The sequence below is a fragment of the Ruegeria aquimaris genome (assembly GCF_025751555.1).
GTDB lineage: Bacteria > Pseudomonadota > Alphaproteobacteria > Rhodobacterales > Rhodobacteraceae > Ruegeria_B > Ruegeria_B aquimaris.
Map to the genome: position 1 here is coordinate 173,496 of NZ_JAOWLB010000003.1, position 14,021 is coordinate 187,516.

Below are 14,021 nucleotides of genomic sequence, written 5' to 3' on the forward strand. Positions count from 1 at the left end.
GCTCCTCAGATGAAGTAGACATAGAAATCGCGCAGCGCATCGCCTTCGAGATCGCGGGTCTTGCGCACTTCCTTGGCTTTCATGAACACATGGTTGGCGACCAGCTCGGCACCAACGGCCTGAGCCAGCACGGTGTCACGCTCCAGATCGCGGACGGCGCCGGCCAGGTCGATGGCGGTGCCTTCCTTGGCATCGGTACTGTCGAACCCGTCGCCGGTCTCCATCGGCGGCAGCGTATGGCCGTTCTCGACCCCCAGCCTTGCCGCCTGCAACACGGCGGCCACGGCGGTATAGGGGTTCGACGAGGCATCGGCCATCCGGTGCTCCAGCCGCGCCTTGGCGCCACCTTCGGAGCTGATGCGGGTGGTGACGTTGCGGTGATCGCCGCCCCAGTTCTGCCAGTACCCCGACAGCGAACCGGGTTGCAGCCGCATGTAGGAATTGGCGGTTGGCGCGATCAGCCCCGCCAGCCCCTTGTGATGGTGCAAGAGCCCCGCCAGGCACCCGCGCGCCAGATCGTTCATGTGCTCGGGCCCGCCGCGCGGGCCGGAGGACAGCGCATTGGCGCCGGTCGCATCCTGGAAGGAGAAGTTGATATGCATGCCCGAGCCGCCCGCCTCGGCGATCGGTTTCGGCATGAAGGTCAGCACGATGCCGTATTCCAGCGCGATCTCACGCGCCATCAGGCGGAACAGCACGATGTCGTCCACCGCCTTGAGCGCATCGTCAAAGGTCAGCGTGTATTCGAACTGCGGGCTGTCGAACTCGGCGGTGATCATGTCGAGGGAGAATCCCATCTCCTCGGCCATCGCCCAGATCCGGTCGTTGAACCGCAGCGGGTCGGCAAAGGGGCCGGTGCCATAAACCACGCCGCCCGGCGCGTCATAGGGCACCAGCCGCCCGTTATCGTCGGCCTGAAGCGCGAAACATTCCAGCTCGATCCCCACCTTGGGGTTGAGGCCCCGCGCCTGCCAGTCGGCCACCGCCCGTTTCAGCGCCCCGCGCGGGCAGAGCGGCAGCGGCTGGTCCTGATCGTCATAGAGATCGCCCAGCACCACCTTGGTGCCGGTGTGCCAGCTGTCGCGGATGTCGTCATGGACCCATTTCAGCTCCATATCCGGCAGGCCCTGCTTCATCATCGCGCCGGGCGCGTCCAGCAGGTCGCGGTCGTAATGCACGCCAAAGGTCGAGCGGCAGAACCGGGTGGAACTGTCGGCGATCTTGGAATTGGGCAGGTACTTGCCCCGCATCACGCTGAGATGGTCGCAGAACATCGCGCGCAATCTGTCTTTCATGTCGGGGCTCCTCCCTGTTGAGCCTGTTCTGATGCCGGGTCAGGCGCGGCGGACGGTGACCGGCAGTTCCTTGATCCCGCCCACGAAGTTCGAGCGCAGGAACTTGTGCGGCCCGGCCGGTTCGATAGAGCTTAACCGCTTGGCCAACTCCTGGAACAGCACTTTGACCTCGAGCCGGGCCAGCCACATGCCCAGGCAGACATGCGGGCCGCCCTGTCCGAAACTCAGATGCCGGTTCGGATTGCGGTAGAGATCGACCCGGAACGGGTCGTCGAACACGGTTTCATCCCGGTTGGCCGAGGACCACCAGTAGAGCACCTTGTCGCCTGCGCGGATCGTCTTGCCATGCATCTCGTGATCCTGAAGCGCGGTGCGCCGGAAATAAAGCGCCGGGGTCGCCCAGCGGATGATCTCGTCCGGCGCGGTCTCCCAGATGTCGCCGCCCGCCTGCATCTGTTCCAGCAGCTCCGGCTGGTGGCACATGGCCTGGATCCCGGCGGCGATGGAATAGCGGGTGGTGTCGTTGCCCGCCGCCACCACGAGGCAAAAGAAGTTGCGGAACTCGGTATCGCTGATGACCGAGCCATCCTTGGACGGTTGCAGGATCATGTGCAGCACGCCCGAGGTATCGCCCGCCTTCTCCTTCTGCTCCATCAGGTCCTTGGCATAGAGATACAGCTCGGCCCCGGCGGGCGAGTTGAAGGGCATCATCCGGAATTCGTCGGTGTCGAGCTTGTCGAGCACATGGGTGGTGAAATCGGGATCGGTATTGGCGATCAGCGCGTCGCCCTTTTCCACCAGCCAGGGCAGATCCGCATCGGGCAGGCCGACGATGCGGCCCAGCATGCGCATCGGCAATTGTCGGGCGATCTCCTTGGTGGCATCGAACGTTCCCTTGTCCAGCACCTCGTCCAGGATATCGACGCAGATCGCCCGGATATCGTCCTCGTACTGCGCCATGGTGGTGCGCGAAAACGCCTTCATCAGCTTCATCCGGGTCTGGCTGTGCTCGGGCGGGTCGGTCTCCTGAAAGGTGCGGCGCGCCAGGTATTCCTCATAGCTCTGATCCTCCATCCGGATGCCGCGGGCCGAAGAGAACACCGCGGTGTTCCTGTTCATCTCGGCAATGTCGGCATGTCGGGTGACCGACCAGAAATCCTGCCCGTCGGCATATTCGGTCCAGTGCAGCGGATCCTCGCGGCGCAGGCGGGCAAAGGTATTGTGCGGCGCGCCCCCGGCAAAGGCGTCATGGCTGGTCAGATCGGCATAGCCGTCGTCCGTGGGGGTCCAGACCGTCATGTTTTTACCTTTCCTCGCTCCGTTAACATGTGTATATTATAAAAAGCCATAAATATGTAAACGAAAATCTCTCGGGGAAGATCATGCACTTGGCGATCCTGATGACCAATACGGATGAAAGCGAATTTGCCCAGGCACACCCCAAGGACGGCGAGAAGTTCACCGCCCTGATCCAGCGCGCGCGACCCGCCTGGACGACCTCGGTCTTTGCGGTCAAGGACGGGCAGTTCCCCGAGACGCTCGACGGCATCGACGGCGCCATGATCACCGGCAGCCCGTCTTCGGTGCTGGGCACGGCGCCCTGGATCGCGCGGCTACTGGAGCTGATTCGCGACCTGCACGCGCGCCAGATCCCGATGTTCGGCGCCTGTTTCGGGCATCAAGCCATTGCGCTGGCGCTGGGGGGGCAGATCGGGCGCAACCCGGGCGGCTGGGTGCATGGGCTGACACGAAACCGCATGCTGGACCGGCCCGACTGGGCAAGTGACCTGCCCGACGAGGTCAGGCTTTATGGCAGTCACGTGGAGCAGGTGACCGCCCTGCCCCCAGACGCGCGCCCGATCATGCAGGGCCCCGATTGCCCGGTCTCGGGCTTTGCGCTCGGCAACCGCATCTATACCACCCAGCACCATCCCGAGATGACGCACGACTTCATCACCGCCCTGACCGCCGAACTGGCAGGCGACATGGGTGCCACGGCGCATGCGCGGGCATTGGCGTCCCTCGCCCAACACTCGGACATGGATGCCTTTGCCGAAAGCATCGCGCGCTTCTTCGAACAGGCGCGCCCGGCCTGAGGCACGCCGCTCCTGCTGCTTCTTTCTGGTCAAAAATACTCAAATCCCGCCCTCGCGGCCGCCGCGACGGCCGGGGCCGGGTCACCCCAGGGCCGCCAGCAGATCCATCACCGTGACCTGGTCGAACTGCACATGCCGGGCCATCGCGGTTTCCGCCTCCTCCCGCCGCCGCTCAAAGATCAGCGTCGCGATCTGGCGATGCTCGCGGGCCGAAGCGGGGATCGAACCGGGATAACTGTAGCGCGCCCGGTAATAGGCCAGCAGTTTCCGCGCATGGGTCTTGATCATCTCGACCAGATAGGGGTTGCCCGAGCCCAGCGCGACGGTTTCGTGGAACTTCAGGTTCAGCCGGTAATAGCCGAACGGGTCGCCATCGCCCTGGTCGCGGGCATGCGCCTCGCATGCAGCGACTACCGCTTCCAGCTCGGCCGCCTGCGCCGGGTTCATGCGCCGCGCCGCAAGCCCCGCCGCCAGCCCTTCGAGCCGCGCGTGGACTTCGAGGATGGCCAGGAACTCCTCCAGCGTCGGCTTGAAAACCACAGCCCCCTTGCGCGGCAGGCGGCGAATGAGGCCAAGGGTTTCGAGCTGGATGAAGGCCTCGCGCACCGGGGTGCGCGACACGCCGTGCCGCTCGATCAGCGCAGGCTCCTCCAAGACGTCGCCGGGACCCAGCCGTCCGTGCTCGATATCCTCGAGCACCCCGTTGATCACCTGCTCCGTCTGTCCCGCCATTGCTCATGCCTCCCGCATCGGCCCGCAGGTTACGCGCTGCTTGCGGGCCGCGCAACGCCACGGCGCGCGCAGATGTGACCCGGTTTTGCGATACGCACCAAAGACATGGCTGGATTTCGACGCAACTGTGTTACGCTCCCCGCAGGCAGGAAGGACCTATTGCGGCAGAAACATCAAACCAGGGAGACGACAATGTGTGACATTTGCGTGATGAACGCGGTCAAGGAGCGGATGCTGTCCCGCCGGGACCTGTTCAAGGCCAGCGCCGCCGTGGCGGCCGGCGCGGCACTGGGTACCGCCACGGCGCCTGCGGCGATGGCGGCCGGGCATGGCGGCGTGGTCGACATGACCCATATCTATGACGCCGAATTTCCGACCTATTTCGGGGCGCCCGGGATCGAGGCCACCCAGAATTTCAATTTCAAGGAACACGGGTTCAACCTGTTCACGCTCAGTGTGAACGAACACACCGGCACCCATGTCGACGCGCCGCTGCATTTCTCGGCCGATGGCCAGTCGGTGGACGAGATCCCGCTGGCCAACCTGATCTGCCCGCTCTGTGTGGTGCATATTCACGAGAAAGCCGCGACGGATGCCGATGCCCAGGTGACGCCGGATGACCTCAAGGCCTGGATCAGCGCCAATGGCCCGATCCCGGATGGTGCCTGTGTGGCGATGCATTCGGGCTGGGGCGGCAAGACCGGCGGTCCCGGCTTCCGCAATGCCGACAGCGAGGGCAAGATGCATTTCCCCGGCTTCCATGTCGAGGCGGCGCAGATGCTGATCGAGGAAACCGGTGCCGTGGCAATGGCGGTGGACACGCTGTCGCTCGATCACGGCCCCTCGGCCGATTTTGCCACTCATTACGCCTGGCTGCCGACCAACCGTTATGGCATCGAGAACCTCGCCAATCTCGACAAGGTGCCCGCCAGCGGTGCGACGCTGATCGTGGGCGCCCCCAATCATCGCGGCGGCTCGGGCGGGCCCGCCCGCATCTTTGCCATGGTCTGATCCATGGCGACTGTCCCTCTGCTGAGTGACGAGGAGGCCAGCGCCGAGGCGCTGGCCGTCTTCGACGACATCCGCGCCACCCGAGGCACCGATTACGTCAACAATTTCTGGCGGGCTCTGGCCCATGACCCGGCGCTGCTGCGGGCCACGTGGGAGCGGCTGAAAGTGGTGATGGGCCCCGGCACGCTGGACCCGCTGGTCAAGGAGATGATCTATATCGCCGTCTCCTCCGCCAATGGCTGTGAATACTGCGTGCATTCCCACACGGCCGCCGCCCGCGCCAAGGGCATGACCCAAGCGCAGCATGGCGAGTTGCTGTCGGTGATCGGCATGGCAATGCAGACAAATGGCATCGTCACCGGATTGCAGGTGCCGGTCGACAACGCGTTCAAGGCCTGAGGGGACAGCCGCCCTGTGGGCGGCGGTCCTGTTGTTTGCTCAGTTACCCGGCAGCGGCGGCATCACTCGTAGATAGGCCACCAGCGCGTCCAGATCCGTCTCGGTGAACCGCGAGAAATAGGGATAGGGCATCGGCGGCATCATCGGAGCGTTGCCGGGGCGCATGCCTTTGGTCACGATGGTCTTGATCTCGTCATCGGTGTAACGGGCCAGCCCGTCGGCATGGCTGGTGATGTTCGGGCCAGTGACACTGCCCCATGGTCCAACGAATTCATAGCCGCCCGAGCCAAGATGCGCCGCATCCATCATCGGTCCCTGCGGCCCGATCGGTGAATGGCATTCGACGCAATGCGCGATGGGACCCGCCAGGTAGGCACCGTATTCGGCGGTCGCCGCCCGCTCGGGCGCGGTGACGCTGTCGATGGGCGGGCCATAGGCCGGTGGCAACGGGATGTTATAAGTGGACTGTCCCGGATCGTTCTGCACCCCGGGTACAGTGCGCAGATACATCACTACCGAGGCCAGATCCTCGTCCCCGATGCCGCGATAGACGGCGCAGGGCATCGGCGGCCCGATCAGCGACCCGTCCGGCCGGATGCATTCGCGGATGGCGCGGGCAAGTTCGGCATCGCTCCAGCCCGAGACACGACCTGCCGGTGTGATATTGGCGGATATCGCGGTGAAATGCTCGTTGTCCTCGACGACGCGCCCCGCAAGATCCATGCTCATGTCCAGCCCCTGTGGCCCCAGTGGCGTGTGGCAATTGCCGCAGCCCATTGGCCCCTGGACCAGATATTCCCCGCGCTCAACGCTTGGCGCGGCCTGTGCCATACCTGCGACTGCCGCGAGAATACCCGCGAGTATCATGAATTTCATTCCGGCCTCCCTCCCCTTAGTCAGGCCCATACCCTGTCCAAAACCTTGATTTTCCGAGGTTTTGGAGTATCAGCATGGCACGGGTGCGACATTCTGTCAAATCAGGTGAGGAGCAGTGGGCAAAACCGGCCTGCAAAATACAGATTTGCGGAATCTGCACGGCAGCTATGCCCTGTCGGCGGTGGTCCATGCTGCACATGCAGCATAAATTCAGGTCAACGCAGATTATCCGTTTAGAGGACAGAATGGCCATTTCCACCGCTCACACCCGCTCGCTGACTGCGCTCCCCGGCGTGGTCGCCGATATCTTCACCGGCATCTTCGACGCGTTGGTGCGCGTTGGCGAGGCTAACGCCAAGGTGCGCCAGATCAACGCCCTGTCCGCGCTCAGCGATGCAGAGCTGGCCGCGCGTGGCATGCGCCGCGAGGACATCATCCGGCGTGTGATGGGCGAGTGGGTCTGATCCAGACCCGCCCCTCAGCTTTGCGCAATCGCTACGGCCGCCTTTGCATAGGCGGCCTCGGCCACGGCAAAGTCATCCTCGGTCAGGGCCAATGACGGATAGGTCTTGCCCGGCGACTTGAACAGCCCCTCCTGCATCAGCACCTTGTTGAACCGCGCCGCGCGCGCGGTATCGGCGCTGAACACGTCGCGATAGTCGCGCACCTCTCCCTTGGTGAACACCACCTCGAAGAGCGTAGGATCGCCCACCACACGGTGGGTCACCCCCTGCGCCGCCAGCGCCGCCGACGCCATGGCCATGAGCCGTCGGCCATTGTCGCGCAGGCGGTCGTACTGGCCCTCGCGGCGCAGGATCTCCATCGTCTTCAGCCCCGCGACCGCCGCCACCGGATTGCCCGACAGCGTGCCCAGCTGCATCAGCCATTTGTCGGCCCCTACCGCCGCCTTGTCGAAATGCGCCATGATGTCGGCGCGCCCCGCGATGGCGGCCAGGGGAAAGCCGCCGCCGATGATCTTGCCCAGCGTGGCAATGTCGGGACGCACGCCATAAAGCTCTTGTGCGCCACCATAGGCAAGGCGGAACCCGGTGACGATCTCGTCAAAGATCAGCACAATGCCGTATCTGTCGGCCTCCTCTCGCAGGAGGTGCAGGAACCCCGGTTCGGGCGGGATGATCCGCTGCAACGGCTCGACGATGATCGCGGCGACCAGATGCCCATGCTCGGCCAGGAGCGAGCGGATATAGTCGGGGTCGTTGAATGGCGCGATCAGCATCTCGGCGCGCACGCTTTCGGGGATGCCGGCGCTGTCGGGCACCGCTTGCGGAAAGTTCACCATACGGGCGGGCGCAAGGCTCATCTGCGCCTCGGCGCTCATGCCGTGATAGCCGCCCTCGAACTTGACGATCCGGTCGCGGCCGGTAAAGGCTCGGGCGAGGCGGATGGCGTACATGTCGGCCTCGCCGCCCGACGAGACATATCGGATCTGATCGGCGCAGGGCACGGCGCGGCAGATTTCCTCAGCCAGTTCCACGCCAGCAGTGTTGTTGGCAAAGAAGGTCATGCCGCGCGGCAGCTGTTCGGCCACGGCCTCCAGCACCTCGGGGTGGCCATGGCCCAGCAGCATGGGGCCGGAACCGATCAGCAGGTCGACATACTCCTTGCCGTCCTCGTCCCAAACCCGGCTGCCCTGGCCCTCGCGAATAAAGAGCGATGGGTCGAAATTGCCAAAACCGCCGCCGGGCAGGACGGCGCGGGCGCGGGCGGCCCAATCGGATTGGCTGAGCGTGGTGAGCATGGATATCTCCTAGTCCAGGATCAGGTCGGGTGCGCCGAGGCTGTCGCGGTCGGGCGCGATGCCAAGTCCCGCACCGTCGGGCGGTGCGATGCGGCCAGCGTTGCGCACCGGCGCATCCGGCGCAAGGCGGGGTGCGACATAGCCCGACAGGTCGCAGACATTGAGCAGGCGCGCGGGATCGGTGGCGGCGCCCAGGTGCAGCAGAGCGGCAGTGGTGATGTCGCTGCCCCAGGTATCCTCGATGCACATCTTCGCCCCCAGATACAGGCACAGGTCGCGCGCCCGGCGAGTGGCGGAGAGGCCGCCGAACTTCGACAGTTTCAGCGCCACCGCATCCATGATGCCCAGCCTGTGCGCCGCCAGCAGTGAGGCCGTGTCATGGGCCAGTTCGTCCATCTTCATCGGCAGACCGGTGGCGTGTTGGACACGAGCGCAATCCTCCAGCGTCGCGCAGGGCTGTTCCAGCATCACATCCAGATGCGCCACGGCCCGGCCCACCCGGATCGCCTCCAGCGAGATCGCGCCGCAATTCCAGTCGCCATAGACCAGCGGCCCCGGCCCCACCGCCTCGCGCACCTTTGTCAAGCGCTCGACATCGGTCTGCCAGTCGCCCGAAGCGCCCAGCTTGACCTGAAACTGGGTGATCCCCTGCGCCTGAGCGTCGCGGGCGATGCGAGCCATCTCGTCGGCTGCGATACAGGTGATGGAGTGATAGAGCGGCATATCCGCGGCCTGCTGCCCGCCCAGCAACGCATGCATCGGCAGCCCCGCCGCCTGCCCAGTGATGTCCCAGAGCGCGATATCCAGCGCCGACTTGGCATAGGGGTGGCCGGGCAGGTGCCGCTCGGCCCGCGCCATCAGCGCCTCGGGGCCGACGGGATCGGCGCCCAGCAGGACCGGGGCCAGTTCGGTCAGCGCGGGCGCAACGCCGCGCGCATAGGCAGGCAGGTAATGCGGGATCGGACAGACCTCGCCCCAGCCGGTCAGGCCGCTATCGGTGTCGAGCGCCAGGACCACGGTTTCGACCGTGTCGCAGGTCTTGCCATCGGCCATGTAATAGGCGGTATGGCTGGTCAGCGGCACATGCCAGAGCGATATGCGGGTGATGCGTGTCATTGATGGATCACCTCGGGATTGCCTGGCCGCTCCAAGCACCGGAGAGGAGATGCGGCGTGATCGGCGCCCATTCGCATTGCGTGGCGATGCTGCGCCTTGTGCTGAAGCGTGGTCGCGGATGGTGGGGTCGGATGCCTCCGGCGGGAGTATTTGCAGCGGAATGAAGGACCGGACCGGATCATAGCACTGGCTCCGCCCGAAGATCGGTGCGGGGGCGGGCATTGTCCGGGTCGTAGGCGGGCGCGCCAAGGATGCGACCCTTGCGGGGGTGTCCGGCGATGATCACCTCGACCTCGGTTCCGGGGATGTTTACCTGTGGTTTGACATAGGCAAAGGCGAGGATCTTGCCGACGGCGTGACCGTAGGCCACCGAGGCGGTGGAGCCTATCACCTTGCCGTGGAGCCGGACCGCTTCACCGCCATTGCCGTCGAAGCGGCCGTCCGGTTCGATCTCGAGATAGGCGCAGACCCAGGGCAGGTTGCCCGCGTTCAGGGTCTTGTCCCGGCCCAGATACTCCTTGTCGGTACGGGCAAAGCGCAGCACGTCGGCCTCGGCCAGTGTCACCTCGTTGGTCAGCTCGCCAGCGCCCTTGAACGCCTTTTCCATGCGCAGCGCGTTCATCGCGAAGCTGCCATAGTCGGTCAGGCCATGGCCCTCGCCCGCCGCCCAGAGCGCGTCATAGACCGCGAGCGCATGGTCGCGGGGAATGTGCAGCTCCCACCCGAGTTCACCGGCATAGGACATGCGCATGGCCCAAAGGCTGTGGCCCGCGACAGTGATCTGCTGCGCGGTCAGCCATTTGAAGTGCATGTTCGACAGGTCGGCATTGGTGCAGGCGGCAAGGATATCGCGCGCGCGGGGGCCGTTCAGGGCCAGCGCGGCCCAGTCGGTAGAGAGATTGCGGACCGTGATCTCCGCCGTGCCGCGATGCGCGGCCAGGTGATCCAGCAGGCGCTGTTCGAAGAAGGCGGCGCAGACGAGGTAATAGCGGTGCTCTTCCAGCTTGACTAAGGTGGTTTCCAGCTCGATCCGGCCGCGCCGGTTCAGCATATGGGTAAGCGCGATGCCCCCCACCTTTTGCGGCAGGCGGTTGGCGGTGAGACGGTCGAGCAGCGCACCCGCATCCGGGCCCGAGACCTCGACCTTGGTAAAGGCCGAAATATCCATGATCCCGGCGGCGCTGCGCACGGCGGCGCATTCGGTCGCGACCATGTCATGCACCGGGGTGCGGCCAAAGCCGTAGTGGTCGCGCTGTTCGATCCCGCGCGCGAACCAGCGCGGGCGTTCGTGGCCATAGACCTCTTCGTATACGGCGCCCTTTTCCTTGAGCCGGTCATAGAGCGGCGAGGGTTTCACCGGGCGCCCGGCCAGGCGGTTGAAATGGGGATACGGGATCTCGTGGCGCAGGCAGTAGTCTTCCTTGGCCTTCACGACCTGCCAGTCCCTGGTGGCATAGGCCCCGAACCGGCGCGGGTCGAACTCGCGCATCGAGATGTCGGCGGCGCCATGCACGATCCAGCGGGCCAGTTCACGGCTGAGGCCCGGCCCCCAGCCGATACCGATCTGGGTGCCGCAGCAGCACCAGTAGTTGCGCACGCCCGGTGCAGGGCCAATGAGCGGGTTGCCATCGGGCGGGTGGCTTATGGCGCCATGCACCTCGCGCTGGATCCCGAGATTGGCAAAGATCGGCATGCGGTTGAGGCTCTCTTCGAGCCAGGGCATGACCCGGTCGTAATCGGCGTCGAACAGCCAGTTTTCGTAATCCCAGGGGCATTCGTCGATCCAGACCGCGTTGGGATTGGCCTTTTCATAGATGCCGATCAGGCCGCGCTTCTGCTCCATCCGGATATAGCCCGAAACCTTGCGGTCATCGCGGATGACCGGCAATTCGCGGTCGAGCGACTGGAACTCGGGCACCGGTTCGGTCACGAAATAGTGGTGCGTCATCGAGGTCATCGGCAGTTGCAGGCCCGACCATTCGCCCATCTGCCGGGCATAGGTGCCGCCCGCGTTGACCACATGTTCGCAGGTGATCGTGCCTTTTTCGGTCTCGACCAGCCATTCACCGTTCGGCGCTTGCGTGATGTTGGTGGCGCGGGTGTGGCGGAAGATGCGCACGCCCTTTTGTCGCGCCCCCGCCGCCATCGCCATGGTCACGTTTGTCGGGTCCACATGCCCGTCATCGGGTGTGTGCAGTGCGCCCAGGACCCCGTCGAGATTGTAGAACGGGTGCAGCTCGGCAATCCGCTTCGGCCCGACCAACTCGATGTTGAACCCCAACGCGGTGCCCACCGACAGCGTGTGGCGCAGCCAGTCCATCTCGTCTTGGGTATAGGCCAGCCGGAACGAGCCGCAGCCATGCCATGTCACCGCCTGCCCGGTCTCGGCCTCCAGCTTTCCTGAGTAGAGACCGATATTGTAATCGACGCATTTGCCGAGGCCGAAAGAACTGGTCGAATGGGTGATCTGCCCCGCCGCGTGCCAGGTGCTGCCGCTGGTCAGCTCCGCCTTTTCCAGCAGGACGGTCTCGGCGCCCCACCCTTCATGCGCCAGGTGGTAGGCCAGGCCCACCCCCATGACGCCGCCGCCGACGATAACCACACGCGCATGGGTGGGCAGGTTCTGCTGGGACATGAAATTTTCCACTTCACGAGTCGCGATTTCTCTCGACAGGCTAATGTCATATTTGTACCATCGTCAATCATGAATGACACAAATGTATCATCCGCAGTTCTGAGCCGCCTCGCCGAGGAGTGGGACACCCTGACGCCCGAAGCGCAGAAGGCCGCCCGTTATGTGCTGGAAAACCCCGCCGACGTGGGGGTCTCCACCGTGCGCGAGATCGCCGAGGCGGCCAATGTGAAGCCCAACACCTTTGTCCGCATGGCGCGGCAGGTGGGCTTTGACGGATACGAGGATTTCCGCGCGCCCTTCCGCGACGCGATCCGGCGCGGCACGGCAAGCTTTCCCGACCGGGCGCGCTGGTTGCAGGATATCGGCCGCTCGGGCGAATTGGGCGGGCTTTATGCCGACATGGTGGGCGCCGCGATCCGCAATATCGAGGAGACCTTTGCCGGGATCGACGCCGAGGCGCTGCGCGCTGCGGGCGAGGTGATCTGGGGCAGCCGACAGGTGTTCACATTGGGCGTTGGCGTCATGAATGCGAACGCGCGCAACTTCACCTATCTCGCCTCGACCGGCATGAAACAGTTTCTCGCCATCCCGCAGCCCGGCTCGAACGCGGTCGATGATCTGGCCTGGGCCGATAGCCAGGACGTGCTGATCGCGATGACCTGCAAACCTTACCGAACCGAGGTGATCGAGGCGGTGAAACTGGCCCGAGACCAGGGGCTGACCATCATCGGCATCTCGGACAGCCGCGCGAGCCCGGTCATCATGATGGCTGATCACCCCTTTGTAGTGGCCGCCGATACGCCGCAGTTCTTTCCATCATCGGTTTCCACCATCGCCCTGCTCGAGACGCTCCTGTCCTTTGTCATCGCTTCGGCCAGCGACGAGATCGTCGAGCGGGTCGAGAAGTTTCACCTGCGCCGCCACCGGCTTGGCCTTTATGCAGAGGATCGTGAATGACTGCTCCGCTCACGCGCTCGCTGGACGCGCGCTATTACACCGATCCGGAGATCTATGCGCAGGAGAAGCAGGGGCTTCTGGCGCGCACCTGGCAATTTGCCGGTCATGTCAGCCAGGTCCGGAACACCGGCGATTACTTTGCTTTCGAGATCGCGGGCGAGAACCTTTTCTGTATTCGCGGGCGTGACGGCGCGCTGCGGACATTCTACAACGTCTGCCAGCACCGGGCGCATGAGATGGTCACCGGCAGCGGTAATACCCGCGTGGTGGTCTGCCCCTATCACGCCTGGACCTATGAGCTGACCGGCGAATTGCGCGCCGGGCCGAACACCAAGGCGGTGCCGGGGTTCGAGCGGTCCGAGATCTGTTTGACCCCGGTGCGGACCGAGCTGTTCCACGGGTTCATCTTCGTCAATCTCGACGAAAATGCCGCCCCGATGGACGATTGGTACCCCGGCGTGCGTGACGAATTGGCGGATTTTGTGCCGCATGTGGATGCGCTGGAACCGCTGGAATGGGTCGAGATCCCGGAAGCCTGCAACTGGAAGGTCTCGGTCGAGAACTACTCGGAATGCTATCACTGCCCGACAAACCACCCGACCTTTGCCACCGGTGTCGTCAAACCCGAGACCTATGACATTCAGCCCTCGCCAACCGGCTATGTCCTGCGCCATGTGACCGAATGCCAGAGCCTGGACCGGATGACCTATCCCATCGACCTGAATGTGCCGCATGCGGGCGACTACCGGTCGTGGTTCCTGTGGCCGATGTTCTCGTTCCAGTGCTATCCGGGCAATGTTCTGAACACCTATCACTGGCGCGCGACGGACGTGGACCGCTGCACCGTCTGGCGCGGCTGGTACACGGTCGGTGGCGTCGATGACGATGTAATCCGGCGGCTTGCGATACAGGACCGCCAGACCACGGTCGAGGAGGATATCCGGCTGGTCGAGTCGGTGCATCGCGGACTGAAATCGCGCGGCTACCGGCCCGGCCCGCTGGTGCTGGACCCCGCCTGTGGCGTGATGTCGGAACATTCGATCGCCAAGCTGCAACACTGGATGCGCGAAGCGGTCGAGGTCTGAGCAGACAAATTTTTGGAAAAATTTGTCCCAAAATCTTGCTAAAATTTTGGGGTCGGCGCT

The 14,021-nt window shown here is 64.5% G+C and carries 13 protein-coding genes; 6 read left to right on the top strand and 7 right to left on the bottom strand.

What is annotated here, in order from left to right; genetic code table 11:
- Positions 1-5: 5 nt before the first annotated feature.
- Positions 6-1,295 (bottom strand): type I glutamate--ammonia ligase, encoded by a 1,290-nt coding sequence (locus tag OE747_RS05925; protein WP_263827686.1) that lies wholly within the window; start codon positions 1,293-1,295, stop codon positions 6-8.
- A 39-nt stretch (positions 1,296-1,334) separates the two neighbouring features.
- Complete coding sequence (locus OE747_RS05930; protein ID WP_263827687.1) at positions 1,335-2,594, bottom strand: cytochrome P450; 1,260 nt, start codon at positions 2,592-2,594, stop codon at positions 1,335-1,337.
- 83 nt (positions 2,595-2,677) lie between these two features.
- Between OE747_RS05930 and OE747_RS05935 the strand changes: the two genes are divergently transcribed.
- Positions 2,678-3,391, top strand: a complete 714-nt coding sequence (locus OE747_RS05935; protein WP_263827688.1) for a type 1 glutamine amidotransferase — start codon at positions 2,678-2,680, stop codon at positions 3,389-3,391.
- An 81-nt stretch (positions 3,392-3,472) separates the two neighbouring features.
- Here the strand turns inward: OE747_RS05935 and OE747_RS05940 are convergent, their stop codons facing one another.
- The gene (locus OE747_RS05940) at positions 3,473-4,123 is read right to left on the bottom strand and encodes a GntR family transcriptional regulator (protein WP_263827689.1); all 651 of its coding nucleotides are present in this window, start codon (positions 4,121-4,123) and stop codon (positions 3,473-3,475) included.
- A 192-nt stretch (positions 4,124-4,315) separates the two neighbouring features.
- Here OE747_RS05940 and OE747_RS05945 point away from each other — a divergent pair, with 192 nt between their 5' ends.
- Both OE747_RS05945 and OE747_RS05950 read left to right on the top strand, forming a co-directional pair.
- The gene (locus tag OE747_RS05945) at positions 4,316-5,134 is read left to right on the top strand and encodes a cyclase family protein (protein ID WP_263827690.1); all 819 of its coding nucleotides are present in this window, start codon (positions 4,316-4,318) and stop codon (positions 5,132-5,134) included.
- A gap of 3 nt (positions 5,135-5,137) precedes the next feature.
- A complete protein-coding gene (locus OE747_RS05950; protein WP_263827691.1) occupies positions 5,138-5,533 on the top strand; it encodes a carboxymuconolactone decarboxylase family protein in 396 nt (131 codons plus the stop codon).
- A gap of 39 nt (positions 5,534-5,572) precedes the next feature.
- Here the strand turns inward: OE747_RS05950 and OE747_RS05955 are convergent, their stop codons facing one another.
- On the bottom strand, positions 5,573-6,409 hold the full coding sequence (locus tag OE747_RS05955) for a c-type cytochrome (RefSeq protein ID WP_263827692.1): 837 nt from the start codon (positions 6,407-6,409) through the stop codon (positions 5,573-5,575).
- 245 nt (positions 6,410-6,654) lie between these two features.
- On the opposite strand from OE747_RS05955, the gene OE747_RS05960 reads away from it, so the two are divergent.
- Positions 6,655-6,873 carry a DUF1127 domain-containing protein gene (locus OE747_RS05960; RefSeq protein ID WP_263827693.1) on the top strand — a complete coding sequence of 73 codons (219 nt, stop codon included), beginning with the start codon at positions 6,655-6,657 and terminating at the stop codon, positions 6,871-6,873.
- Positions 6,874-6,887: 14 nt separating this feature from the next.
- Here OE747_RS05960 and OE747_RS05965 read toward each other — a convergent pair whose 3' ends face one another.
- The 3 genes from OE747_RS05965 to OE747_RS05975 form a co-directional block, all read right to left on the bottom strand.
- Positions 6,888-8,168, bottom strand: coding sequence for an aspartate aminotransferase family protein (locus OE747_RS05965; protein WP_263827694.1), 1,281 nt, complete (start codon positions 8,166-8,168; stop codon positions 6,888-6,890).
- 9 nt (positions 8,169-8,177) lie between these two features.
- On the bottom strand, positions 8,178-9,284 hold the full coding sequence (locus OE747_RS05970; RefSeq protein WP_263827695.1) for a mandelate racemase/muconate lactonizing enzyme family protein: 1,107 nt from the start codon (positions 9,282-9,284) through the stop codon (positions 8,178-8,180).
- 178 nt (positions 9,285-9,462) lie between these two features.
- Positions 9,463-11,919, bottom strand: coding sequence for an FAD-dependent oxidoreductase (locus tag OE747_RS05975; protein ID WP_263827696.1), 2,457 nt, complete (start codon positions 11,917-11,919; stop codon positions 9,463-9,465).
- Positions 11,920-11,988: 69 nt separating this feature from the next.
- Here OE747_RS05975 and OE747_RS05980 point away from each other — a divergent pair, with 69 nt between their 5' ends.
- Together OE747_RS05980 and OE747_RS05985 are read left to right on the top strand one after the other, a co-directional pair.
- Complete coding sequence (locus tag OE747_RS05980) at positions 11,989-12,876, top strand: MurR/RpiR family transcriptional regulator (RefSeq protein ID WP_263827697.1); 888 nt, start codon at positions 11,989-11,991, stop codon at positions 12,874-12,876.
- A complete protein-coding gene (locus OE747_RS05985; RefSeq protein WP_263827698.1) occupies positions 12,873-13,961 on the top strand; it encodes an aromatic ring-hydroxylating oxygenase subunit alpha in 1,089 nt (362 codons plus the stop codon). The genes OE747_RS05980 and OE747_RS05985 overlap by 4 nt, the downstream gene beginning before the upstream one ends.
- Positions 13,962-14,021 lie beyond the last annotated feature (60 nt).

Excerpts from the sequence above, each read along its gene's own strand:
- OE747_RS05925 (WP_263827686.1), bottom strand. The coding sequence starts at position 1,295 with ATGAAAGACAGATTGCGCGCGATGTTCTGCGACCATCTCAGCGTGATG.
- OE747_RS05930 (WP_263827687.1), bottom strand. The coding sequence starts at position 2,594 with ATGACGGTCTGGACCCCCACGGACGACGGCTATGCCGATCTGACCAGC.
- OE747_RS05935 (WP_263827688.1), top strand. The coding sequence starts at position 2,678 with ATGCACTTGGCGATCCTGATGACCAATACGGATGAAAGCGAATTTGCC.
- OE747_RS05940 (WP_263827689.1), bottom strand. The coding sequence starts at position 4,123 with ATGGCGGGACAGACGGAGCAGGTGATCAACGGGGTGCTCGAGGATATC.
- OE747_RS05945 (WP_263827690.1), top strand. The coding sequence starts at position 4,316 with ATGTGTGACATTTGCGTGATGAACGCGGTCAAGGAGCGGATGCTGTCC.
- OE747_RS05950 (WP_263827691.1), top strand. The coding sequence starts at position 5,138 with ATGGCGACTGTCCCTCTGCTGAGTGACGAGGAGGCCAGCGCCGAGGCG.
- OE747_RS05955 (WP_263827692.1), bottom strand. The coding sequence starts at position 6,409 with ATGAAATTCATGATACTCGCGGGTATTCTCGCGGCAGTCGCAGGTATG.
- OE747_RS05960 (WP_263827693.1), top strand. The coding sequence starts at position 6,655 with ATGGCCATTTCCACCGCTCACACCCGCTCGCTGACTGCGCTCCCCGGC.
- OE747_RS05965 (WP_263827694.1), bottom strand. The coding sequence starts at position 8,168 with ATGCTCACCACGCTCAGCCAATCCGATTGGGCCGCCCGCGCCCGCGCC.
- OE747_RS05970 (WP_263827695.1), bottom strand. The coding sequence starts at position 9,284 with ATGACACGCATCACCCGCATATCGCTCTGGCATGTGCCGCTGACCAGC.
- OE747_RS05975 (WP_263827696.1), bottom strand. The coding sequence starts at position 11,919 with ATGTCCCAGCAGAACCTGCCCACCCATGCGCGTGTGGTTATCGTCGGC.
- OE747_RS05980 (WP_263827697.1), top strand. The coding sequence starts at position 11,989 with ATGAATGACACAAATGTATCATCCGCAGTTCTGAGCCGCCTCGCCGAG.
- OE747_RS05985 (WP_263827698.1), top strand. The coding sequence starts at position 12,873 with ATGACTGCTCCGCTCACGCGCTCGCTGGACGCGCGCTATTACACCGAT.